General features: G+C 69.3%; 14 protein-coding genes. 11 read left to right on the top strand and 3 right to left on the bottom strand.

Annotated elements, in window-relative coordinates; translation table 11 throughout:
- The 6 genes from AB0J66_RS30295 to eccD form a co-directional block, all read left to right on the top strand.
- A partial coding sequence (locus tag AB0J66_RS30295) for a hypothetical protein (protein WP_364667714.1) occupies positions 1–378 on the top strand: 378 nt, incomplete at its 5' end.
- Positions 379–841: 463 nt separating this feature from the next.
- A complete protein-coding gene (locus tag AB0J66_RS30290; protein WP_364667711.1) occupies positions 842–1,327 on the top strand; it encodes a hypothetical protein in 486 nt (161 codons plus the stop codon).
- 10 nt (positions 1,328–1,337) lie between these two features.
- Complete coding sequence (locus AB0J66_RS30285) at positions 1,338–16,019, top strand: toxin glutamine deamidase domain-containing protein (RefSeq protein ID WP_364667709.1); 14,682 nt, start codon at positions 1,338–1,340, stop codon at positions 16,017–16,019.
- A 122-nt stretch (positions 16,020–16,141) separates the two neighbouring features.
- Entirely contained in the window at positions 16,142–16,468 is a 327-nt protein-coding gene (locus tag AB0J66_RS30280; protein ID WP_364667706.1) for a WXG100 family type VII secretion target, read from the top strand.
- 14 nt (positions 16,469–16,482) lie between these two features.
- Positions 16,483–16,800, top strand: a complete 318-nt coding sequence (locus tag AB0J66_RS30275) for a WXG100 family type VII secretion target (RefSeq protein ID WP_364667704.1) — start codon at positions 16,483–16,485, stop codon at positions 16,798–16,800.
- Between the two features lie 17 nt (positions 16,801–16,817).
- Positions 16,818–18,158 (top strand): type VII secretion integral membrane protein EccD, encoded by a 1,341-nt coding sequence (gene eccD / locus AB0J66_RS30270; protein WP_364667701.1) that lies wholly within the window; start codon positions 16,818–16,820, stop codon positions 18,156–18,158.
- A gap of 20 nt (positions 18,159–18,178) precedes the next feature.
- On the opposite strand, the gene AB0J66_RS30265 is transcribed toward eccD, so the two are convergent.
- Positions 18,179–18,832: a response regulator transcription factor gene (locus AB0J66_RS30265; protein ID WP_364667698.1), complete on the bottom strand. Its 654-nt coding sequence runs from the start codon at positions 18,830–18,832 to the stop codon at positions 18,179–18,181.
- A 60-nt stretch (positions 18,833–18,892) separates the two neighbouring features.
- Positions 18,893–19,186, bottom strand: coding sequence for a nucleotide disphospho-sugar-binding domain-containing protein (locus AB0J66_RS30260; RefSeq protein ID WP_364667695.1), 294 nt, complete (start codon positions 19,184–19,186; stop codon positions 18,893–18,895).
- A 180-nt stretch (positions 19,187–19,366) separates the two neighbouring features.
- Here AB0J66_RS30260 and AB0J66_RS30255 point away from each other — a divergent pair, with 180 nt between their 5' ends.
- From AB0J66_RS30255 to AB0J66_RS30235, 5 genes are all read left to right on the top strand, one after another.
- Complete coding sequence (locus AB0J66_RS30255; RefSeq protein WP_364667693.1) at positions 19,367–20,269, top strand: trypsin-like serine protease; 903 nt, start codon at positions 19,367–19,369, stop codon at positions 20,267–20,269.
- A gap of 172 nt (positions 20,270–20,441) precedes the next feature.
- Positions 20,442–20,969: a DUF3455 domain-containing protein gene (locus tag AB0J66_RS30250; RefSeq protein ID WP_364667690.1), complete on the top strand. Its 528-nt coding sequence runs from the start codon at positions 20,442–20,444 to the stop codon at positions 20,967–20,969.
- Between the two features lie 64 nt (positions 20,970–21,033).
- Positions 21,034–21,876, top strand: coding sequence for an alpha/beta hydrolase (locus AB0J66_RS30245; protein ID WP_364667687.1), 843 nt, complete (start codon positions 21,034–21,036; stop codon positions 21,874–21,876).
- Between the two features lie 373 nt (positions 21,877–22,249).
- Positions 22,250–23,161, top strand: a complete 912-nt coding sequence (locus tag AB0J66_RS30240; RefSeq protein WP_364667685.1) for an alpha/beta hydrolase — start codon at positions 22,250–22,252, stop codon at positions 23,159–23,161.
- Positions 23,162–23,223: 62 nt separating this feature from the next.
- Positions 23,224–23,472 (top strand): hypothetical protein, encoded by a 249-nt coding sequence (locus tag AB0J66_RS30235; RefSeq protein WP_364667682.1) that lies wholly within the window; start codon positions 23,224–23,226, stop codon positions 23,470–23,472.
- Between the two features lie 4 nt (positions 23,473–23,476).
- Here AB0J66_RS30235 and AB0J66_RS30230 read toward each other — a convergent pair whose 3' ends face one another.
- Positions 23,477–24,274 (bottom strand): SGNH/GDSL hydrolase family protein, encoded by a 798-nt coding sequence (locus tag AB0J66_RS30230; protein WP_364667679.1) that lies wholly within the window; start codon positions 24,272–24,274, stop codon positions 23,477–23,479.
- Positions 24,275–24,372: the final 98 nt, after the last annotated feature.

Genomic DNA, 24,372 nt, shown 5'->3' with positions numbered 1-24,372 from the left:
CCGATGTCCGGTTCCGATGCGGACAGCGCTGGGCAGTCCATCGTGTGGGGATTTCAGGTGGGTAGTGCGGCGCAGTCGTGCACGCTGTCGTTGTATGTGCCGACGAGCTCGAGTGCGCGCGACGTGGCGGCGCGCAGTGCCCATTTCGCCGTGGTGCACGGCACGACGGCGAGTAACACGACCTATGTCAATCCGTCCGGCGAGAAGGTCGTGAATCAGAGCGCACACCACTCGAGCTGGGTCGGTCTGGGCACTTTCCCGGTGCACAACGGCATGATCGGCGTCAAGCTGACCAACCGCGGCAACCCGAACGGCTACGCGGAGAGCTACCCGCACCTCGCCGGTGGCGCGGTCCGAATCTCCTGCGTAGCTGAATAGGCGCAAAGCGGCCGGTCGACGGTGACCGGCCGCTTCGAGGTCGGATGGATCAGGGAAGACGCTGAGTATTCGGCAACGGCTGATCATCCCACTCGTACCGGATCGCAGGCTTTGCGTCATGGTTCACGACGATGCGGGTGTCCCGGACATCCCCGAGCCGGTCATCAAAACGGTGACATGCAGAACCGGAGTCGGCCCACCTACGGTGGCAAGCTGGAGGTGAGTGATGGCGCAAAAATCTTCCTGGGCGAAGTTCAATGTGCTGATAGGCGACCACAGACGACGCGATCGAGCACGATTTCCGCTCGGCGTCCTTGATGTGGCGCACCCCGGCGGCCGACACCTTCAAGCCGATGCGAGCCGAGTTCACGTGCAGCGCATGGGGGCGGTCAGGGTTCGGCGGATCCGTCGGACACACTCCGCCGGCTGGCCGAGACGCGGTTCCCGACCGGCGTGAAGGGCGATGCCGATCATGCTGACCGCCACCCCGGACGAGGCCCACCTGTCCGTCATCGGCGACAGCGGATCGGGCAAGACCCACGCCTTGCGGACGTGGATGCGCACGGTGACTGCCGCGGTGAGCGACGAGGAAGCGCGCTTCATGATCGTCGACTACCGGCGAGGACTGCTGGCCGCCGGCCCGGCGTCCCCGCTGGCGCCACTGACCCCCTACCTGGCCCGGGCCCGCGAGGTCGGCTTCCACATGGTCGCCGCCCACCGCACGGCCGGGGTGGCGCGGTCGCTGTCCGGCGGCAATCTGCTCGGCAAGACGATCGAGGTCGGCGCGGCCGGCCCGCTGCTGTCCGGCGATCCCCGGGAAGGGGCCCTGATCGGTGGCCTGCGCACGGCCCCGCAACCACCCGGCCGCGGCTCGCTGGTGCGGCGGGGACATCCTCCGCCGGTGATCCAGGTGGCCATCGAACCCGACGAAGAACTAGTGGAACGCTGAGGACAATCTGATGGCTGCGCTGACGCCCGCGAATTTCGGCAGCCGGACCGGCGTTGCCGCCAGCCCGCCGGGAGACACCCTGCCACCGGGTCTCGCCGAGCGGCTCCAGGATTGCGCCGAGGCGATTTCGCGGCTGATCGGCGAGGGCGGGCACATCGACGTCACCGCCCCCTGGGCCGGGGACCGGCGCACCCTGGGGATCCGGGCGTCGGACGGCGAGCCCGCCGGCGCGGTGGCCGACCGGGTGATGCGGGACCTCGCCGACGAGGTCGACTCGATCACCCTGTTGTCCACCACCGGCATCGGCGCTGAGCTGCATCGGGAATTGGCCCAGCGTGGGCGTCCCATGCCTGTCTACGAGGTCGGCACCACGCTGATCGCCGACCGGAAGTGGGAGGTCAGGGGAGGCGGGTCGTGGCAGATTCACGGGCCGCTCACCGCCCACCACCATTGGGCCGTCGCGTACGAGCTGGTGCGGGCTCGGCAGGCCGGCTTCAGCTATGCCGCGCACCAGCCGGGTCCGTACGACGCCCCGGGGGTTCCGCTGAACGACCGCGCCGGCACGCTCGCGCTGCTGGACTCCGGCCTGTCCGTTGCCGGCACCAACGTTCTCGACCTCACGGCGATCGCCTCCGCGTTCGGGCTCGCCGAACATCCGGAGACGCTCTGGACGGCCCTGACGCAGCTGCTTCACGGGGAGCTGGGCCAGGTCGACACGGTCATCGACCACTATCGCGACCCGGCGACGGGCACGTGGCACGGCGCCGGGATTCCGTTCGCGATCCGCCGTCTGTTCACGGCGACCGGACCGCACGTGCTCGAGGGCGACCGGGCCGTGCGGGCCGTCGACTTCGGCTCGGTGGGCCGGTTGCTGTCCGGCGCCGCCGCCGAGTCACCCGGCCCGGTCGCCGTCCTCGAGGTGCGGGCGGCCGAGCTGGCCGAACTCGCGGTCGACCGGGCGGCTCGTGGCCTGCCGTGGCCGGCCGCCGACTTCGCCGGCGATCCCACCGATCTCCAGCGGGAGATCATCTCTCAGCTGCTGCTGCTCGGTGTCGCTGCGGGAGACGCCCGCGCCTGGGCCGATCAGATCGTCAACGGCGTCCGGGACGAGCAACCACGCGCGCAGATCACCGTGGCGGAGGATCAGATCGCGGCGGCCGAGGCGGACACCGCCACCGCCACCGTCGCGCTCGGCGGTGGCGTCCTGCATGTGATGCGGGAAGTTCTCGTCGGGCAGCCGGCGGTGCTGGACGCCGCTTACGAGGTCGCCGCCCACTATCTGCACGACAAGACCGGTGAGACCGTCTCACCGGCGGACGCGGCGGAGATCGCGTACACGTCGTGGCCGGTGGCCGGTCTGATCGAGGTCCTCGTGCTCGGGCAGCAGACCCTGGCCGGCCTGATGGGCGCCGAGGCCGGCACCACGATCCGCACCCGGCAGTCGATGGCCGACATGATCGCCGTGGCCGGCCCGGCCATTCATCACTTCCTGACCACTCACACCCACGTCGTGCGGGACGCCTTCGGCGGCACTCTCCCGCCGAGTGGAGAAGCCCCGGTCTGGGAGGCCCAGGTCAGCGTCGCCGGGCGGACGACCTCGCTCGCCGAGGTCCTCACCGAGTTGTTCGCCGCCGAGCCGACGGGGGCCGGCCGGTCGATCGCCGGTCCCGGTCCGGCGCCGGCGCGGACCGCGACTAGCGGGATCTGGAACCTGCCGCAAGTCACGCTCGACCTTCCCGGCGAGCCGCGGACCGATCCCGCCACCGCCGGGGCGCACGCGGCGCTGCTCGCCGCCCTCCACATCGCGCAGCCCGAGCTCGCCGTCGCCCGGGCGGCCCCGGCCAGTCGCCCGGCGGCCCTTCAGTCGCTGCGTGACGCCCTGGACACCGTCCTGGAGGCACACCCCGGACTGCACCTGCAGGCTCGTGCGGCGATCAAGAGTGTCTACCGGCAGGACGTCGTGCCGTGGCTGGCTCCCGCGCTGGCCGCGCTGCCCCCCGCGAGCGAGGGGACGGCCGGCAGCGCCCAAAGCGCCGGTGAAATTCTGAGCATGGCTCGTGTGGTGCGGCACCCGCGGACCGACTGGACCGCCCCTCTGCTGGCGGAAGCGGTCGGCGGCCAGTGGCGTGACATCTCGGCCGGCGGCCTGTGGGACCTGCCGGCCGGCGCGGTCACCCTGATCTGGGCCCAGCGCGACACCGAGCCCGAACACCTGGTCATCGCGCAGCGAACCGCAAACGGGCTGATCCTGGTCGAGACGCAGAGCCCGGCCGGCGCCCGGCTCGAAACGGTGACCGACGTGGCCGGGGCCGAGAGGCTGCTGGGCGGCCCGGCCCGGATCGTCGTGGACCGGGACGACCGGATCATCGAGCTCACCTCCGGCGGTGCGGCCGCCGGGACTGTCCCGCGACCTTCGGCCACCACGGACCTGGGTGGCATGGCGGCGCCACGGTTCGGCACTGCTCCGGTCGCCCCGGCTGGCCGGCCCGGCACTCGCCTGCTCGAGGTCGGCGAGCTGACGGTCCTGATCGTGGACGACCCTGACATCACGCCGGAACGACTGGCCGATCTCCTCGCGGAGGCCGGACCCGCGCCGGACGAGGTACGGGTCCTGCGTCCGCTCCCGTCCCTGTTCGGCACGACGCCCGCGAGCACGTGGACCGGTCACCACCTGATCTCGACGACGGGCTGGCAGATCGGCCTGTCGGGTGAGCAGCGGACCGACCATCGAGGGGCGCTCTCGGCCGCAGAGCTGACCGCCGCTCCCGTCGGGCCGGTCCTCTCGGAGGCCGACGCCGAACTGGTCACCCAGGTGAACATCGAGCTGGGCGCCGGGCAGCCCTTCCCGACCGACCGGATCCTTCAGGCGGTCGGGGAGTACCGCGCCCGGGGCCACCATGCCGGGCCTGTCGTGACCGCACGGACCGTCAGCCGGTATCTGCTCGACAACGGACGCTGGGGACGGCTTCCCGGCGGCGCGCCGCCCGACGCGGCGGCCACCACGGAGAGGCGGGCCGATGGACTGCTGGCCCAGCTGCGGGCGACCACCCTCGCCGCTCCCCACGCTCACGAGTTGCTCGGCACGGATTTCTTCGGCCTGCGCGCTCCCGCGCACCGTCCGCGGTTCGTGCCCCTGATTGGTAACCCGGGTTACTCCGCCAGCCATGAACCCACCCGGCGCTTGGGGCCTCTCCTGGACCAGCTCAACCTGACCGGCCCTCGGCCGTCCGCGGCCCCGGAGGCGCGGATCTGGTCGGCCGAGGTGGCCGAGCCGGAGTGGTGGGGCCCGGACGCCGAGCAGGATTTCGTCGCCGGTGGCTGGGCGCAGCGGTTGGACGACGCCATCGAGATGCCGCTGTTGAGGCACGCGATCTGGTTGGGCGGGCCCCTGGTCGACGCCGACGCCCGGGCCGTGTTGGTGGCGTCGGCCCGCGTTCTGGGCGGCGACTGGCGAACGGTGCTGTGGACGGATGTGCCGCGACGGGACATCCAGGCGGTGCAGCAAGCCCGGGCTCAGGGGCAGAACCCGTACCCCGAGTTACGCGACATGATCGAATGGGCCGACCGCGAACACGTCCTACTCATCAATGTGGACGAGATCTTCAACGCCGACGAGCCGATGGCGCTCAACGACTTCTACCGGTCGGAGAAGTCCAAACTGGAGGTCCGCGGTTACACCGCCGCCAGCGACATCCTGCGCATCGAGGTCATGTACCGATTCGGTGGGCTCTACGCCGATCTGGACGACACGATCGTGTCGCTCGCGGGACTACGGGAAACGTTCGAGCAGCGCGGATTCGCCATCATGGTGCTGCGGAACCAGGACCCGGTATCTGTCATCAATTCGAGCTTCCTGAGCTCCCGGCACAGCCCGTTCATGAATGCCCACCGGCATGTCACCCATCGGTCCTACACCGTACGACAGGACGCCCTCATTCCCGCCCGCGTGCAGGAATACGACCCGCAGCTCTTCGCCTATCCGGCGATCCACGCGCGGCGAAGCTCGCTGATGTACCGGACCGGTCCGGGAGCGCTCGACCGATTGCTGACCCTTGTCGGCCTCGGACATCCCGACGACATGCCGGGCATCTCGCCGGAGGCGATACAGGTCGGCGCGGCCCACAGCTGGGTGGGCCGGGAACCGTTCACCCGGACGCCGGGACAGCTGCCCTCGGACCCGGTGGTGGTCCTGCAGCATGTCATCACCACTCTCGTGCGGCATCTGGTGCAACGCGAAGGTGATCTCTACCTGACCGCTGTCGCGCCGGCCATGGCGTCACTGCCGGACGAAGCGGCCGGGTGGTCCGCCGTGGTGAGGTATCTGGCCGGGGTGCCGGGCCTCCGGCAGAGCATCCGCACCGTCACCCTGGATCTCGTCCATCCGCGGACCGAGGGGCTGGGTGGCTTCAGCTCCCTGCCCCTTCCGCTGTCGGTCCACGCGGCGTTGGGTGTGACCTCGGAATCAGAACCGACTGTCATTCGGGCGGGCGAATACCGGTACCCGGTCCACCTGTCCTACGCGCTGTCGTCGCCCTCCGACGCCGAGGACGACGAACTGATCAACGAGGTGAACCGGCGGCTGGCGGCCCACCGGCGGCGGACCGCCACCGTCACCGCCACCCCCACCGCCGATGAGATCGTCCGGGCTCGCGACCAGCTGCGGCAATGGCGGCCCGGCACCAATCCGACCGCGGTCCAGACCATGGTCTTCGAATATTTCCGTGACAACCGCCATTGGGGACGGCTGCCTGGCGGCGCGCCGCCCGCTCCGACGTCGGGGTCGGCCGCCGAGGTCCACACGGAGCCGCCCACCGCGATCGTCGCTGCCGTGAACCTGTACGAGCTGCTCGACGAGGAGCCGCGGTGGGTGCCCGAGTCGGCTCGGGAGGGCTTGCGGCTACGCCGGGAGGCCGCCGGCGCTTTCGGCCGGGAGATCGAGCTCTGGTACGCCGAAGTAGCGTCCAAGATGCCGGTCACCAGCGAGAACGTCGATGTGTTCCACCGGGCAGGTCTGGAGGCGTTTCCGGTCGTTCGGGGCATCGCCGCATTGGCAGCGCTGCAGGCGGTCGCCTCGGCCGAGGGAAATTTGCAGGGACTTCCTCTGCGCTCGCGGCTTCCGCTGGCCGAAGTCGTCGAGCAGCTCGGCGAGTACGCCGTAGCCTCCTTGCAGGAACCGGCGGCTGGCACTGCCGGCGGTGCCCGGCTCTTCCTGCAATCCCATGATCAGGCTTTCCGCGAGAAACTCGCCGTGCACGTCAGCTCGATCGTGGGCCGGCCGGTCACTGCCGACAGTCTCGTCCCGGGTTCGTCGTTCGCCGGCGGTTCCACGGCGGGGGCTGACCAGGGGACGTGGGAACTGCCCGCTGTCGAGCTGGAGCTGCTGCATCCGGCCTCCGGTCTCGTCACGCCGGAGGAGGCCGATCACCTTCTGGCCACGTCGATCGACCTCACCGAGCGGTACGGCGCGGAGTCGGATTCGGCGCAGTGGTGGTTCCGGCAGGCGCGCTTGACCGTCGCCAGGTCCGCGCCACCGGAACCGGGCCGGCGCCCCCAACTTCGCGAAATCATCAGTTACCTGCCGATGGAGCGGCCGTTCTCCGTCACCGTCATCGACCCCGCCCGGGCGGAGCCGAACGAGGTCTTCACCCACTTGAGCAATGTGAGCAAGAAGTACCAGGGCGGCATCCGTGGTCTGCTCGTTCTCGATCGGGCCGACGGCGAGGTCGAACGGGTCTATCACCAGCTGGCTCTCGACTTCGGTCTGCGCCTGGTCCTTCCCCTGCTCGACGGGGCGGGCGAAGTTGTCGCCGACCGGCTCGACGCGTTCAGCCTCGATTCCCCCACGGGCTGGAAGATGATTCGCGGGACGTCCGGGGCGGACGTCCACGAGATCATCGTGCCCCTCGAGCGCAAGGTCATCCTCGACGAGCGGCAGTTCGTGTCGCTGATGGAGACCGGGACGATCTCAGCGCCCGGCTCCTCCGCAGCACCGGCCGTCGAAGGGACCGTCGTCGTTCCCCCGGTCCAGGCCGCGCCGCAGGCCGACGAGCTGGGACCACGGGAGGAGTTGACTTCGCTGGACCCGCTGCCGGCCGTCGAGCGTGATGTTCCGCCGGCCGGCTTGCGGAGCCGGCCGACGGCGCCGCCGGCTGGGCCGAGGTCCACGACGGGTGGCGTGGGCGAGCGTGCGCTTCCGGCCCATCTGCGCGATGCCCCGCTGGGGGTGCCTGCTGGGCCGAGGTCCACGACGGGTGGGGTGGGCGAGCGTGCTCTTCCGGCCCACCTGCGCGATGCCCGGCCCGGTCCTCCCGCCGGTCCGCGGCCGGCGCCGGTCAAAGCGGTCGTCAGGTCTCATCAGGCGTTGTCCCGTCTGCTGGACAAGGCAGCCGATTCGGTGGGAGCGAATCCGGTGTCTGATCCCGGATCGTGTGTGGTGCTGCTGGGTGAGGCGTTGAAGCGTTTGCATCCGGGCCGGTTCGCCTCGGTGGCGGCGGCAGCAGGGACGGTCGACGATCTGGCGGTGGACGGGCGTCAGACCAGTGGGTTGATCGGTGGGGCTCGGTTGGTGCCGGTGCGCTCGTGGGACGAGGTGGAGCAGCGGCTGGTGGATGCCGGTCCGTCGAGCACGGCGTTGGTGTTGGTGCAGCGCAGTAGTGCGGTGGGGCATGCGCTGGGTGCGTACCGGTTCCCGGATGGGCGGATCGCGTGGTTCGACCTGCAGCGGGGTTCGGGTGCGCGGGTGCTGGACGGGCAGCCGACGTTGTCGGCGGCGCGGGCTTCGGTGGTTGTGGTGGACGCGGCCGGGCGGGAGGTGCCGGGCGGGGACACGGTGTCGCACGGTTCGGTGGACGCGTTGATCGACCCGGCTGCCGACCACCGGTACGGCGCGATCGGGCACGAGATCGAAGCCATGGTCATGGTGAACCAGTCGGCCAGAGAGGAAAGAATCTATCGGGGCCTTGTCCTGGTGCAAGCCCCCGCCATGAACATCGAGATAGATAATCGATCCATGACCGTCGGCGACGACGGCTTGCTCTACAGCGATCCGGAGCATGCGCGGCGGGAAGGGGCCGAACCGCTCGAGTCGCTGGAACAGACCATCATGGAAATTGTCACGCTCCCCATGCGCGTGGCACCGGCCGAAGCCGACCTGTGGACCCCGGAAGTGACGCGCGACGTGTTCCGATGGGTCTGGGAACGACTGATGACGGCCCCGGTCACGAACGACCAAGACGCAGGGATTCGTCTCGCCGAGGTGTTCCCGGCGAACCTCTTCGTCCACATCACTCCCGGGTTCGAGGACCTCTTGGTCGCCCGTCCCTTCCCGAGCGACCGACCGCTGTATGTGCAGACCACCGTGGGGGTGCCGATAACCGGCCTCGAGTCGTTCATCGCCTGGATGGCACGCGACGGCCGGATCCCGCACCGGGATTGGGAGCTCCGGGTCAATGCGGCCAGGTTGTTCGCGGACGAGGTTGCGCGGCGATTCGTCTTCGAACTGGTCGGGCCGGGAACATGGTCGGTCGAGCTCTTCGACTTCGACGAATCGGTGACCGCGCTCAGAGGCTATCTGGCACTGGTCTTCCTGCACGCGGTCGCCGTGGTGTCGTCGGACATCGAGCGCGATGAAGAGCACCTGATCAAGAATGAGTTGCCGCTGGCCGTCCGCCATCCCCTCTCGGCGATCCGGCAGGCGCTACCGATGAACGTCCAGAACTTCCTTCGTCGCCACCACGGGTCACTCCTGCCGTTTTTCGTCACTCGATATCGTGACCTGCACCCCGAAACCCTGTCGGCCTTGCCGGAGAACATCTTGGAGGCGGGTGTTCCCCACACTGCCGCCCAATACCTGATCAGCGCCCTGAATCCGGACGACGTCTCGGCCGTCATCGACCAGTTCTCGGCTTTGGGCGTCAACAAGACAGAGGGCTTCTATCATGCCCTGGACCACGCCGGATTGGCTCCGTTGCCGTTGGTGTTGATCGAGATCCGGGCATTCCGCGACATCGATGTCGACGTCGACCAGTTCGTCGCACACTCCGTAGAGATCGTCGACCACATCAGCCGGCTGTACGACGAGGCTTGGCAACGGGCCATGGGGGCGCCCCCACCGTTGTGGCAGGTTGTTCAGGCGCCGGTGGTCGGTGGGGTCGTGGCCGCCATCGATTCGATCGACAGCCTTGCCCGGAGGGCCGATCCGCGCTGGTTCGTCCTGGCCGATTTCATCCGTCAGGTTCGGGTCGATGTCGGTCGTGTGGCGTCGAACTGGCCGGGCGCCGGGCTGAACCTGCGCGGCTCGCTCGCCCGCCTCGACAACCAGGTGGGTCTGTTCGCGCAAGAGGCTCATGCGAATATCCCCGCCGGCGAGATCCAACAGGCGCGCGCCCATGTGCGGCAACTGATCAATCATCTGTTCCCACCTGTTCCGGGGCTGGCGGCGGGTCCGTTGCCGGTGACCGGTGGCGACGATCTCGCGGCGAGCGGTCCGCCGAGATCCGGGCTGTCGTGGTGGGATCCGGCCGGCGACCGTCAGCTGGAGTTCGAGTCTCGTTACGGCGCAGTCCTGGCACGGGTCAACGATGGTGGGCGGGCAGTCGAGCCGGAGCCTGGTAGTGGGTCCTTCGCCAATTGTGTGTTGACGGCGTTGGCGTTGCACATGAGTTTGGCTGAGGAGGGGAGTTTCCGGGCGCCGCCGTTGAAGGAGGGTTGGCCGGGGTTGCCGTTGGTTGTTCTGGAGGCTTATGCCGATGCGAGCGCGGGTCCGGGTGTGTCGCGGTCGTTGGTGGCGGTGTCGGGCTTCGAGGCGATCAGCGCGGGCATGTTGTCGGCTGGTGTCGGTGCGCATGGTTTTGTGGTGGTGAGTGATCGGGGCGCTGGTCCGGGTCATGTGTTGAACGTCGTCCGGGACGCGGACGGCGTGGTGTTCCTGGATTCGCAGGCTGGTGGGGTGGCGTCGCTGCCGTCGTCGGCGGTTGTTCATTTCATCGCGGTGGGGCCGGTGGAGGTGCCGATGCCGGCGGTTGCGTTGGGGCCGGTGGTGTCGCGGGGGGCGTTGTCCGAGGTGCTGGATCGGGTCGCCGATCGTGTGCCGGCGGGGCCACAGGAGGATCCGGCGTCGTGTGTGGTGTTGCTGAATGATGCGTTCAAGAGTCTTTTCCCGGGCCGGGTTGTTGCCGGGGACAGGGTCGGGGCGGGTGGCGACCGTGTCCGTGCGGGTGCGGTGGCGGCGGCTGCGGGTGCGGTCGATGATCTGGTGCTGGATGGGCGTCAGTCCAGTGGGTTGATCGGTGGGGCCCGGTCGGTGCCGGTGCGCTCGTGGGACGAGGTGGAGCGGCGGTTGCGGGCTGTTCCGTCGCCGGGTGCCGCTACCGCGTTGGTGCTGGCGTTGCGCAGCGACACGGTGGGTCATGCGCTGGGTGCGTACCGGTTCCCGGATGGGCGGATCGCGTGGTTCGACCTGCAGCGGGGTTCGGGTGCGCGGGTGTTGGACGGGCAGCCGACGTTGTCGGCGGCGCGGGCTTCGGTGGTTGTGGTGGACGCGGCCGGGCGGGAGGTGCCGGGCGGGGACACGGTGTCGCACGGTTCGGTGGACGCGTTGATCGATCCGGCCGCCGACCACCGGTACGGCGCTACCGGCGCCGAGGCGGAGTCCACGGCCATCGTGAACATCTCCCGGGAGCAGGAACTCTTCCTCATGATCGAGGTGCTGGCCGATTCGGAGAACCTCCGGGCGCATCTCGATCATGACGGCGGTTTCGCGATCATCGAGTTGGTCACCAAGCCGTACAACGTGCTCGACGGAGAGACGACGCACAGGGATCGGACCGCGGTCATCGCCGACCTGCGACGGGAGCTCGAACGGCTTCGGAACGTCACGCCAGGGACCAGGATGGGGGACTTCTATTCCGAGGAACTCGGCTTCACGCTCGAAGAGGACGTCGACGCCTTCAACATCGTGGCGCGACACCGACGAGGCATGGCTTTCCTGCAGTACACGACCGGCGTCCCCCTCGCGGGAATCCCTGATCTCATGCGATTCGCTGAGCGGAACGTTCGTCGCGATGATGACGAGGTACCGCCGTCCATTCCGCTTTCCCGGGCCGCCATCGCCTTCGGTGACATGGCGGCAAGCCGTTACGTCCGTCATGGGAACTCAGCCGTCATCGGCCGCGACCTCGAAGCCATGTCCCTGCGGGGCTTCCTGACCGTGGCTTTCGCCCACGTGCTGGCTCCGCTGGTCGCGCAGGCGCACCGTCTCGGTTTGACGAAGAATGCGTTGCTGGTGGCGTCCCGGGTCTCGTTGTCGGCGATGCGCGAAAGCTTGCCGGAAAACGTCCGGACATGGCTGTCGGATCACGCGCAGGAGCTCCGGGACCTGGTGCGGGCGCACGCGGGGATCAACGACGAATGGGTGGCCTCGATCGTTTCCCAGCTGCCGGACGTGCTGGACTTCAGGCAGAGCATGCCCGAGCGCGGCCAGAGCTACCTCCTCGGTCAGTTCCTGGACAACGCGCTGCTCCCGGAGGGACCAGGCAACCAACCCCTGGACCAGTACCAGACGTTGGGTATCCGAACCCATATGACGGTGCTCGAAACGCCGGCCGGTGGTCTGCCGGTCGCGCCGCACGAGCTGCGCGACTTCGGCCGGGGTCGCATCGACACCGACGAGATCGTGCACAACCTGGATCTGATCGACGCCACGGCCATTGCGATCGATCGTCGGTTCCGATCACTGGCCCGTCATCCCGAACCATCCGGTCGGGATCACACCGGCCGGGTCGATTTCGAGCCCGGTCGGCGGAGGCTGGAAGAGCATCACCAGAAGCGGATCGATGCGCTCGCGTACCAGGTCGTGCGAGACGCGGCACACGACCTCGCGGCGGGCCGAAGCCGGCAGACGCTGGTGCACGTCGAAGGCGGTGGCAACCGGGCCCGAAGCGGCGCCGGCGCCGACCGGGCGCGCCATGTTGCGACAGCGCTGAACGAGGCGATCGCCCAGCAACTGCCGAGGTGGAATCTCCGGCCGGCCGACGTGGTGGTTCGTGCCGTGGATCGCGGTACGGCGCCCTCACAGCAGCCGGATGCGCTCGACGACCGCGCCCACGAGGCACAGAACCGCTCGGTTCGCATCTGGTCGGAGCGGCTTTCCTCGGTGTCGGAGACGCCGTGGGGCGCCGGGCAGGTCATGCCGGTCGTCCAGGCCGGGCCGTCGGAGCGGGCCGGATCACGGTTCGGCTCGATGCGCTCGACACTGCGACGGAGACTCGCCCTCTCCACTGGCTCATGGCGGGTCGGCGCGAGCTTCTTCGGAGATGGTTCGTCAGGTATCGAGAGTGTGCTGCCGCCGTCTGCGTACGCGGCGGACGAGGTGGCAGCCGCCTTCCCCTATCTGGCGAGGGTGAACGAGGAGGCCGGGGAGCAGGCCGCGACCAACTGCACCATCGCGACTCTGACCTACGCCCTGGCTGTGGCCGAGAAGACCACCCTTCTGGCGTCCGGATCGGACCGACTGCCCGGGGCCGACATGCTGGCCTTCCAGCGCCAGCGCCGGGGACTGCCCGACGACCGGACCGAAGCCTGGCTGACGCCTAGTCTGGAGGCGCTGATCGAGGTGATGGGGGAGGCTGAGCCGGGAACGCGTGCGCTGACGGGCATCCGGAGCGGGACGGCCGACGCGCATCACTTCATCGTGGTGGAGCGTGGGCCGGGCGGCGTGGCCTTCCTCGATCCGCAGAGCGGTGGGCTGGCCCGGTTGCCGATCGACACCGTGGCGATGGTCGTGCTGCCCTTGGACGGCGAGGTGCGGATGCCGGCGGGTGCCCGCCGGCTGACCGCCGACGAGATCGCCCCACCGCCCGAGCCTGCAGCGGGGCGGCTGGATGTGCCGATGCCGGAGGTTGCCGGGGGCATACCGGTGGCGGTTGACCTCGGGCCGGTGGCGTCTCGGGAGGCGCTGTCCGAGGTGCTGGAAAGCGTCGCGGATCGGGTGCGTGTGCGGCCGGGGAATGATCCGGCGTCGTGTGTGGTGTTGCTGAATGATGCGTTCAAGAGCCTTTTCCCGGGCCGGGTTGGTGCCGGGGACAGAGAGCAGTCGGGCGGCGGCCGTGTCCGTGCGGGTGCGGTGGCGGCGGCCGCGGGTGCGGTCGACGATCTGGTGCTGGACGGGCGTCAGACGAGTGGGTTGGTCGGTGGGGCGCGGCTGGTGCCGGTGCGCTCGTGGGCTGAGGTGGCGCAGCGGCTGGTAGATGCTGGTCCGTCTAGTACGGCGTTGGCGTTGGTGCAGCGCGGTAGTGGGGTGGGCCATGCGCTGGGTGCGCATCGTCTGCCCGGTGGGGAGGTTGTTTGGTTCGACCTGCAGCGGGGTCCGGGTGCGCGGGTGTTGGCGGGGGAGCCGGAGTTGTCCCCGGCGCGGGCGTCCGTCGTGGTGGTGGATGCGACTGGACGGGAGGTGCGGGGCGGGGAGACCGTGTCGCACAGCTCGGTGGACGCGCTGATCGATCCGGCTACCGACCACCGTTACGGCGCGGTCGGCGTCGAAGTAGAGACGCGAGCCCTGCTCGGTGTCACGCCGGCCCAGGCAATCGCCTCGAGGATCACCAAGCTGGCTTCTTCCCCGACGCTCAACGTGACTTGGGACAAGAACCGGGGCGAAATCATCGTCGAGCTGGTCACGGCACCGTACCGCTTGCTGGACGGGGAGACCGGGTTCGCTGAGCGGTCCGACGTCGTGACGGCTCTCGAACGCCAGCTGGACCGGCTGGTGACAGTCGAGCCAGGTACCTCGTTCGCTGATTGGTTCACACCGGAGGAGGGCTTCCGCGTCAACCCCGCTGTCGAGGCGCTGACCATCGAGCGGGCACACCAGCCGGGCGGGGCATATGTTCATTACACGACAGGTGTCCCGATTGCCGGCCTGTTTGACCTGATGAGATTCGCCGAGCAGAACGACACGCTTCGGACGGTCAACGCCCGATCCAGGATCGACTTGTCCTCCAGGGCGAGAGCATTCGCGATTCAGGCGGCCGAAGGATTTGTGGGTCACCAGGACCAGCAGGCCTTCGAGAACGATTTCGAGGCCGCCTCGGTGCGTGGCTTCATGGCGACGGTTTTCGCCCACGTCGGGGCGCACCTCGTTCATTGGGCTCACCAGGGCAAGCTTGTGAAGAATCAGCTCCTGGTCGCCTCGCGGGTTTCGCTCGCGGCCATGCGCAGCGAACTGCCGGCGGTCGTGCAGGAGTGGCTCGCCGACAACGCAGAGGCGATCCGGGGACTACTTCAGGCTCACGCAGCTCATATCGACGACAAGGTTGCGCGGCTCCTGCTGGAAAGTCCCACCGTCTTCCAGAACGGGTGGCAGACGGACAGCGGTGAGACCCAGACGTTGATGGACTACCTGAACACCGCTCTGCTTCCCGGCGGTCCGCAGAACCCACCTGTCTCGCAGTACGATGCGATGGGAATTCGTACTGACATGACGCATCTCGACACGCCGGTGGGAGGGCTGCCGCTCGCTCCGCAAGAACTGCGGAGTTTCGGCTGGAACCGGATCGACACTCATACCCTGCGTGCCTATCGGCACCAGATCGAGACCGAGACGATCCGTATCGACACGATGTTCCGGGCCATGCCCCGCCATCCAGACCCGGCCGGGCGCGACCGCACCGGCACCGTCAGGTTCGACGCCCGGGAAAGGGCGCTGCACGATCGGCATCGGCCCCGCATCGATGCGCTCGGCTACCAGATCGTCCGGGACGCGGTCCGCAGCCACGCGGGTGGTGCCTTACAACAGTCCATGGTGGTGGTCGAAGGCGGCGGCAACGTGGAGGGAAGCGGTGCCGGCGCGGCTCGTGCCCGCGCCGTGGCGACGGCCTTGAGCGCGGTCATCCGCGACGAGCTGCAGCGTTGGAACGCCGATCCGGATCTCGTGGTGGTACGCGCCTTCGATCGTGGTACCGCTCCGTCGCGCCACCCGTCGCTCAACGTCGAACCGGACGTCCAGGCTCAGAACCGGTCGGTCAGAGTCTGGACCGAGGGGCTTCCGACAAGATCCGAGACGCCATGGGACGGGGGACGCTTCCCGGTCGTCTCCACTCGGACGGGGCTTGCGGCAAGCAGCTCGGTGTTCCGTGAGCTGGGGTCGGCCGCGGGCCGAGCCTTGCACGCTCTCAGCGGCTCCGAGCGGCTTGGCGGCAGGAGGCCGGCCGGGCCTTCGCAGCCCGCGGCGAGTCCGGTGCCGGAGAGTGTTCAGCATCTGTCCCGGCTCGTCCGAGACGCTGCCGATCTGGTGGGCCCGGCTGTCTGGGACCCGGACACCTTTCGAGCGGCGCTGCTCGACCTGCGTTTCCAGACCGGCGTCCGCCTGTTCCCGGACGATGAGGAAACGGGTGCGGTCGAATTCTTGCGCGAGCGCGAGCGCGAACGCCGCGATGGCAGGTCCAACGGCCCCCGGAGCTGGATGGAGCTCCGCCGGATGATCGAGGTGGCACAGGAGAACGGGCTGGTGATCACGTCCAGCGGAGCCGGATCGGCCGTGTACACGATCGCGGACGGTGAGATCTGGCGCGTCGATGCGGGTCCGGACGCTGACTTCGTACCGCGGCGGTGGACCGAGCCCTCGCCGCTGCTGGCCGAGATCGAACAGCCGCCGCTGGAGGCGATTTCGTTCAATCACTGTGCCCACTGGCGCGGATAGGGCCGTCGCCCCGATCGCGGGGACACCCGAAATGGAACTCGATCGACCCGGAGTTCGGCGGCATCGTTACAGGGCATCGCTGGGGCCGGATGGCTCCGCGACCCCTGCTTGAGGGAGTGAAGATGGCAGGACCATGGGGTCTGACGCCGGCCGAGCTGGCCGCGGCGCGGACGGACAGCATCAGCGCGGCCACCTCGATCAGTGAACAGCTCGGCGCGCTCGGCCGATATGTCGACGAACTGGGCTCGGAGTGGATGGGCAACGCCAAGGAGACCTTCCTGGTCCTCATGGCCGAGTACCACCAGCATGCCGCGAGCATCCAGCGGACCCTGGACGACATCGCCCAGACGATCGGAATCAACCACTCCAACGTGGTGGAGACCGAGAGTGCGAACGTGCGGCTGCTTGCCCCCAGCGGCGATACGCAGCTCGCCCCGGCCCGGTTCTGACGAGAGGAATGGGCATGCCCGACATCGAGTCCAGTCGCATCGAAGTCCCGACCAGCATCGCCGAGGCGCCCGTCTTCCTGGCCGGGTTCGCCCAGCAGCTTCAGGACGAGCTCGACGCGCTGGCGGCGAAGCTCGCTCCGCTCCAGGCCCAGTGGACCGGTGGCGCCGGCCAGGCGTACACCGATGTGCAGTCGTTGTGGAACAGCGACGCCACGGCCCTGTTCAACCCGGAGACCGGCGTTCTCAAGCAGATCTCCGACGCGGTCCGTACTGTCTCCGACAACTACGACCTCGCCGAGGACCACAACGTCCGTAGCTGGAGGACGTTTTGATCGATGCGCGGTGCCGCGTGACCGTGGTCGGTGCCCAGAACCGGGTCGACCTGGCCGTACCGGCCGGGGCGCCGATCGCCGAGTACACCGACGAGCTGGCCCGGCTGTGCGGCCAGCCCGAGGACGACGCGCTGCCGCCGGCCTGGAGTCTCGCTCCGGCCGGTGCGGCGCCGTTCCCGCTGTCCTCGTCGCTGGCGGAGCAGGGCGTCGAGGACGGCGCGGTGCTCTACCTGCGCGACACGCTCGCCGGCGAAGAGGTGGAGCCGGTCGTGCACAGCGTCTGGGAGCTGGTCTCGGAGTACGCCGGGGACGGCAGAGGCGCGCTGTGGAACGCCCGGTCGGCCGCCCGTCTCTTCCTGCTTCTCGGGGCGCTCTGGCTCGTCGCCGCTGTGGGATACCTCGGCCTGGCCGGCTTCCGTGGGTCCACCCTGGCCATCCTCGCCGGCCTGGCCGGCGTCGGGGTCGCGGTGCTGGCCCGTTTGCTCAGGGCGCACCCGCGGGTTCTGCCGGATGGCATGCGGACCCTGCTCGGCTGTGCGGCGGTTCCCTGTACGGCGTTGGCGGCCCTGTTCGCACCGGGTGATCCCGCCTTGGACCTCACCCACCTGACCTATGTCGAGATCGGTCTGGTGGTCGGTCTGATCATCGCGCTGATCGCGGTGCCGGACGTCATGCTGGGCGCGGTCACGCTGCTGGTCGCCATCGCCGGGGTGCTGCTCGCCGTGCTCGGACTGCTGCACGCCTCCGTCGCCGCCATCGCGGCCACCGTGGTGGTGGCCGGCGTGCTGTTCCTGTCGGCCGCCCCCCGCACGGCCGGACTGCTGGTCGCCACGTCGTGGCTGTCGATGTCGTCGCCCACCCTGGAGCCCGACGCCGACCCGGATCGCCTCTCCGAGCGGGTCGATCTGGCCCACCGCGTGCTGACGGTGCTGGTCGGCGTGACGTCTCTGGCCGTCGGCGTGGCCTTGATCGTGCTCAACCGCGCGTTCAACCCGTTCACGCTGGCCGTGGCGGTCGTCGCGACGGTCGTGCTGTTCGTTCGGACGACCTCTTTTCGGTTCACCTCCGAGGCGATCGGGCCGGTGGTCGCGGCCGTGGCCGGCCTGTTCGGGCTGTTGACGCTTCCGGCCCACAGCGCTGTCGGCAACGCGTTCGTCATGCCGATTCTCTTTCTGGGCGGTCTGATCGCGATCGGAACCAGCCTGCCGATGCTGCTGTGGCGAGCCGACCGTGCCCCGGCCGAGCCGGACCGCCCCTCCCGGTTCGCGCCGCTGCTGACGATCGGCCAGATCGCCCTGCCGGCGTTGCTGCTGGGCGTCTACGGCCTGTATGGCACGCTCTGGGATCTGGGACGGTGAGGTATATCCCGCCGCGGAGGTCAGCTCGGGGCGACATAACCGAGGTCGACCGCGCGCCGGGTGAGTTCCGCCTTGTTGCCGGCGTTGAGTTTCGCGCGGATCCGCTTGACATAGGTGTTCACCGTCGCCTCGGTCAGACCCATACGCCGGCTGATCTGACGGTGGGTCAGGCCTTGCGCCACCCAACGCAGCGTTTCCACCTCCCGGACGGCCAGTTGTGGCCCACGCACCGGTGGTGACCCGACGACCTGCTCGAGAAATGGCGGAACGAGCTCGGCGGTCACGTGCAGTCCGCCCTGGCGGGCGGTCTCGACCGCCCCGAGCAACTCGCCCGGAGCGGTCTCCCGAGTGAGGACGGCGCGTACGCCGGCCCGGACGGCGAGCGCGAGATCCGGTGGATCGTCGCTCCGGCAGAGAACGACACCTCGGGCTCCGGCCGGCATGGCCGACCAGAAGTCGGCACCGAGCCGGCTGGTGCGGTGTTCGTGCAGATCGAGGACGACGAGGTCGGGCGGATCGGTGCGGTGCAGAGCGACGATGCTGTCGGCGAGGTCCGTCACCTTGACGCCGGGCGCCGTGGCCAGCAGCTGGGACAGGCCGGCGCCGATGATGGCGTTGACCGACACCACAGCGAGTGACAGCAGCCCGTCGGGCCGGGTCGTCGAGGGTTCCACGTCTTGCCCTTCGTCCACATGGAAGTGTTCTCTTTGCGGACGTACCGGAGGAGCCGAAGTTCAGCCCGCGAGCGCGCGGGTCAGCTTCTCGGCAACCTTGTCGGGCGGAGTCATCCCGGCGATCTCCTTCTGCACGGCGTCCGCGGCGCCGGCGATCGCCGTGTCCTCCAGCACGGTGCGGACGGCCGACCTCAGCTGCTCCGGATCGGGGTGCCCGGGCGCGGTGGCCACACCGCGTCCGGCTCGCTCGACGGCGGCGCCCTGGACGAACTGGTCAGCGCCCTGCGGCACCACGACCAGGGGCAGCCCTTCGGCCAGCGAGCCCAGCACAGTGCCGGCCCCGCCGTGGCACACGACGGCACAGCGTACGCGTCGGCGCCGCCGCCGGTGTGGCTGTCGATCGCGAGGAAGCTGAACCTTCTTCACCGCATGCCGTCGTTGTCGCTGACGGCCGGGATGTCCGGAGTGGACGCGGGCCCGTCCCGGAACCGCCGAACGCGGCCGGATCTGCTCAATCCGGAGGATGTCAGCTTGATGTCACGTACCTGGCTCCGGCGGCTCACCGCTGCCGTGGTCATCTCTTCCCTGCCACTGGTGGCTTCCCAGCCGGCGTCAGCGTCGCAGTCGGCGCCGGCCGGCGGCGGTGCCGGGGTGCTGATCGTCGGTGGGAGCGACGCCGACGAGGCCTACCCGTTCGTCGCGCGGCTGCTGACCACTGATGCGGCGGGACATGTCGGCCGGTGCACGGGCACCTTCGTCACCGCTCACGGCCGGACCGCGGTGGTGACCGCCGCTCACTGCGTCAGCGATCCCACGACCGCCGAGGCCGTACCGGCCGCCACGGTGCAGGTCCAGGCCGGCTCCACGCACCTGGATCAGCTCACCACCCTGGCGGCCACCTCGGTCGACGTCTTCCCGACCTGGGACTGGGCACAGGGCGACGACGCGGTCGCCGACGTCGCCGTCGTGAACGTCAAGGTACCGGCCGGTCTGCGCGTTCGCGCCGTTCCGCTGGCCGACTGGGTGCACCCGAACGAACAGGTACGACTTCTGGGCTGGGGCAAAGCGACCAGCACCGCTACACAGCCGCCCGCGGTGCTACAACAGGCCGACAGCCACGTGGCCGCCCGCAACGATTGCGCGGCCGCCGGAATCACCGCCGGCGAGTTCTGTGTCGCTCCGTCCGCCGAGGGCGGCGCGGCGTGCTCGGGCGACTCGGGCGGGCCGGCGCTTCACCGCCGTGGTGCCGCGTGGACCCTTGTCGGTGGCGTCAGCCGGGGGACCGACGAGATCACCTGTGTCGGCCCGGTCGTGTACACCGACTTCGTGTACTACTCGCGATGGATCGGCCGGCAACTGGACGGCCGGCACGCGTCACCGCATCCGCGGCCCGTCGGCCCGCACGCGGTTCAGCGATTCCAGTCCGTAGGGGGCTGAGCCGACCGTCACGGTGTGCGGCCGCCGTCGACGACCACACGGACCGGGTGGTCGACGCCGTTGTGGTCGCCCGTGCTGATGAAATGAACCTTAAGCATGTCGCCGCGCCTGAACGGAGCGGCGACAGGCGCGTCTCCAGGTGACAGGAACCACCTCACAAGGAGATGTACGCATGCTGCAACGCCGGACCAAGATTCGTACCGCCGGGGCCGTGGGGGCCGCCGCGGTGACCATCGTCATCACGGCGGTCGCCTTCAACGCCAACGCGGCGGAGACCCCTGCCGCGTCGCCTCTCGACCCGCCGGCCGGAGTGACCAGGTTCGGGGAGTTCACCGTGGCCAGCGGTGTGCAGACCTACACCTGCGCGAACGGCACTTTCGTCGACACCGCCTCCGTTCCGGAGGCGCTGCTGGTCGGACCCAAGGGCCCGCTGCACCACTTCGCCGGCCCGAGCTGGATGTCGAACGTCGACGGATCGACGGTCACCGCCGCCGTGCAAGCCAAGCAAGCGCGGCCTGGCACCATTCCGCAGTTGCTGCTCAAGGCCACCGGTCACACCGGTTCCAAGAAGGGCATCATGGCGAAGGTGACCTACATCCAGCGCCTGAACACCAGTGGTGGTCTCGCGCCGACCCGTCCCTGTGTCGACGGGGAGCGCGAATCGGTGGGTTACCAGGCGACCTACGTCATGTACCAGTGATCCGGGAGCGGGTCTCGTGAGCGTCATACGTGAACCTGGATCGGGACGGCCCGTCGAACCCACCGTGGAAACAACTATCGACGGCGTCCGGCAGGCCTACCACGTCGCCGGTCAGGGCCCGGTCTGCCTGGTCCTGCCCGGCGGCCCCGGATGTCACTGGTCCTACATGCGCTCACCCGAGCTCGAGCAGCACTTCACCCTGGTCTACGTCGAGCCGGTCGGCACCGGCGAGTCGGGCCGGCTGCCCTCGCCCAGCTCGTACGGCATCGGCGCCTACGTGCGGTTCGCGGCCGCCCTGATCGAGCGACTCGAGCTCGGGCCGGTCCTGGTGCTGGGGCACTCGTACGGGGGATGTGTGGCCCAGCAGCTGACGCTCGACCACCCGGAGCTGGTCGCCGGTCTCATCCTCTACGACGCTCCGCCGGTCCTCGACGACGACTTCTTCGCCACGGCCAAGGCCGGAGCGGAGAGCATCGCCCGGCGTCACCCGGATCAGCCCGACATCGTGGCCGCCGCCGCGGCGTTCGGCACCGGTCTGGGCCACGACGACGCCTCAGCCACCGCCTACCTGCGGGCCATCACGCCGCTGTACTTCGCCGACTGGGGCGAGCGCCGAGCGCGGTACGAGCAGCGCGTCGAGCGGGAGTGGATCCTGTATCACGAGCCGTCCAGCGAGCTCGACTCGGTGACGTTCGACTCGCGTGCCCGGCTCGGCGAGATCACGGCTCCGGCGCTGATCGTCGCGGGGCAGGACGACTTCATCGCCGGGCCACGCTGGGCCCAGGTGCTGCATGAGGGCATCAGTGGATCGACGCTGGTGGTGCTGCCCGACACCGGCCATTTCCCCCACATCGAGGACCCGGCCGGCTTCGTGGATGCGGTGGTGGGCGCGTTCGCCAAGCCGTGATGGCGTTCCGCTGCGGCGGAGCGGGCCCCGGTCCGCTCCGCCGCGGCTGCAGCTCGGCGGCTGATCGGTCCACCGGCATCTTGGCCAGAGCATCGATCCGGGTGTCGAGCGCGGGGTCCTGCAGCATGCCCCAGCTGAGGCCGTCGGTGACGCTGCTCGACTCGAACAGCGAGAAGACGTTGGCACCGTCGGGGAAGTCGGGACAGAACATGCTGGGGGCCTGACCCAGGTTGACCGGGGCTCGGTAGTCCATCGTCCGTGGGTGCTCCGGGGTGAGGGGAGTCACCGGCATACGTACGCACGGCGGGGGCCTGAGATGCATCTGGTCCGGTACGCCTGGCGACTGCCGGGCACCGAACGGATCGGAGAAGTCATGTCAGAGTCGACGACGGGCGCGGTCACCGCGCTGAACGAGGGCGAGCACTTCGCCGACGTCAACGGAGTCACCCTGCGTTACCACGTCGCCGGGACCGGCCCCGTGCTGCTGCTGCCGTCTCCGGGATGGGGACCCTCGGTCGATTATCTGATCCCCCTCAAGGCTCTGGAACGGCACTGCACGGTGGTGTACTTCGACGCCCGGCACAGCGGGAAGTCGACCGGGCCGGAAAGCCCCGACCAGTACACGCTCGAGCACTTCGTGGCCGACATCGAGGCGCTGCGCGTGTACCTGGGCGGCCCGAAGATCTTCCTGGCCGGGCACTCGGCCGGTGGCCACCAGGCGCTCGCCTACGGCATCGAGCACAGCGAGCACCTGCTGGGCCTCATCGCGATCGACGCCAACGCCGCCCATGACGACGTGCGGATGCGGGAGATGATGAAAATGATCGACAAGCGGCGGACGGAGCCCTTCTACCTGGCCCACCCGACCTACATCGACGAGGCCATGGCGATGATGAGCGGCAACGGCGGCAAGCCCGCGACCATCAAGGAGGTCCTCGACAAGACCGGGGCGTTCTACTTCCACAACCCCGAGCTGGCCGCCGACGGGTTCGCCTCGATGCAGGTCGACGACCAGGTGCTGCAGTACTCGCAGGCGTCGGGCTTCCAGACCCGCAACCTCCTGCCCGACCTGCACCGCGTCACCGTGCCCACGCTGGTCATCGTGGGCGACGACGACTTCACCACAGACCCCGTCTCACAGGCGATGAGGATGCACGACGTGCTGCCGGACTCGACGCTGGCCATCATCAAGGACAGCGGTCACCTGCCCTGGTTCGAGCAGCCGGAGGAGTTCGGCGCGGCTGTCGACGCCTGGTTCGACGGACTGGCCACCGCGGCCCGGTGAGCCGAACGGCCCGGCCGGTGTGACCGGCCGGGCCGCCGCTCCTGTCGCGAGCGGGGAGATTCGTGAGTCAGCTGTCCGGTACCGACTTCGCCAGGACCGTCAGGTTCTCCATTTCGATCACCGGGCTGCCTCGTGAGCGGGTGGCCACGCTGATGACCGCCCTCGCCGCCAACGGGCTGGTCGAACAGAACAGCGGGCGTTTCGTGCTCGTGCCGGCCGTCGCCGAGGCGCTGCGGGACGACGCCGCGGCCGGGCTGGACGACATGCTGAAGGGCTGCCTCCGGCGAACCGGAGGCAGCCCTTCTCACTGATGTGTCAGGCGTGGTGCGCGACGGCGCGTGACACCGCCGGCAGGTAACCGTCGAGGTGACCGGTCGCCGTCGGGTGGAACGGGTCCGTCTGGGCCGGGTTGGTGATCCAGGGGTCGGCGCCGCACAGGCCGTGGCCGGCGAACGCCGTCCGCACGTCGGCGAAGCCGGCCCCGGCCCGGTGGGCCGCCTGGGCGATGCTCTGGTCGAGGACGTCCACCGCGCGGTTGAGCGCGACCCGCTTGACCAGGCTCACCGGGAGGCTCCCGCAGTCCGGGGTGGTCTCGAAGAAGTGGGCGTAGTCGGCGACGACCAGCTTCGCGTGCGGAGCGCGTTCGTGCACCGCACGGTAGACCCGGTCGAGCCGGCCGGGCAGCGTGTCGCGAGAGAACGTCACGGCGTCGTCCACGACCTTCTCGCAGTCGGCGTCGGTGCCTGTCAGGCACGTGTTGATACCGGTGCCGAAGCCGAGATCGTTTCCGCCGATCGTGAGGGTGACCAGGCGGGTACGGCGGCCCAGATCGTCGATCTGCTTGTCCAGCACGTCCTGAACGGTCGCGCCGGCACAGGCCTCGAACTCGAAGGACTTCTCGTGCAGCTTCGCGGCCAGCAGGACCGGGTAGCCGGCGTCGCTGCGCCGGCACTGGGCGTCGGTGTACGGGGGCGAGCCGGTCCCCGCGGCGTACGAGTCGCCCAGCGCCACATAGGAGTCGGTCCGGCAGGCCGCTTGCGCCGCACCGGGAGCCAGTGCGACCAGCGCCGCAGCAGTCGCCGCGGCGCCGGCCAGCAGTCGTCGAGATAGCAAGACGATTGATCCCCTCGTCGTTGATCCACCGCATGTGGACTTTCACTCCCTTTGACGTCCGGTGCACGGTGGAGTTCAACCGGCGCGTCCGGGCCTTG

Origin of the sequence: Actinoplanes sp. NPDC049598, from assembly GCF_040675435.1 — a bacterium.
In the GTDB taxonomy this organism is placed as follows: domain Bacteria; phylum Actinomycetota; class Actinomycetes; order Mycobacteriales; family Micromonosporaceae; genus Actinoplanes.
The sequence above is the reverse complement of the archived record's forward strand: the minus strand, read 5'-3'. Positions and strand labels throughout refer to the sequence as shown.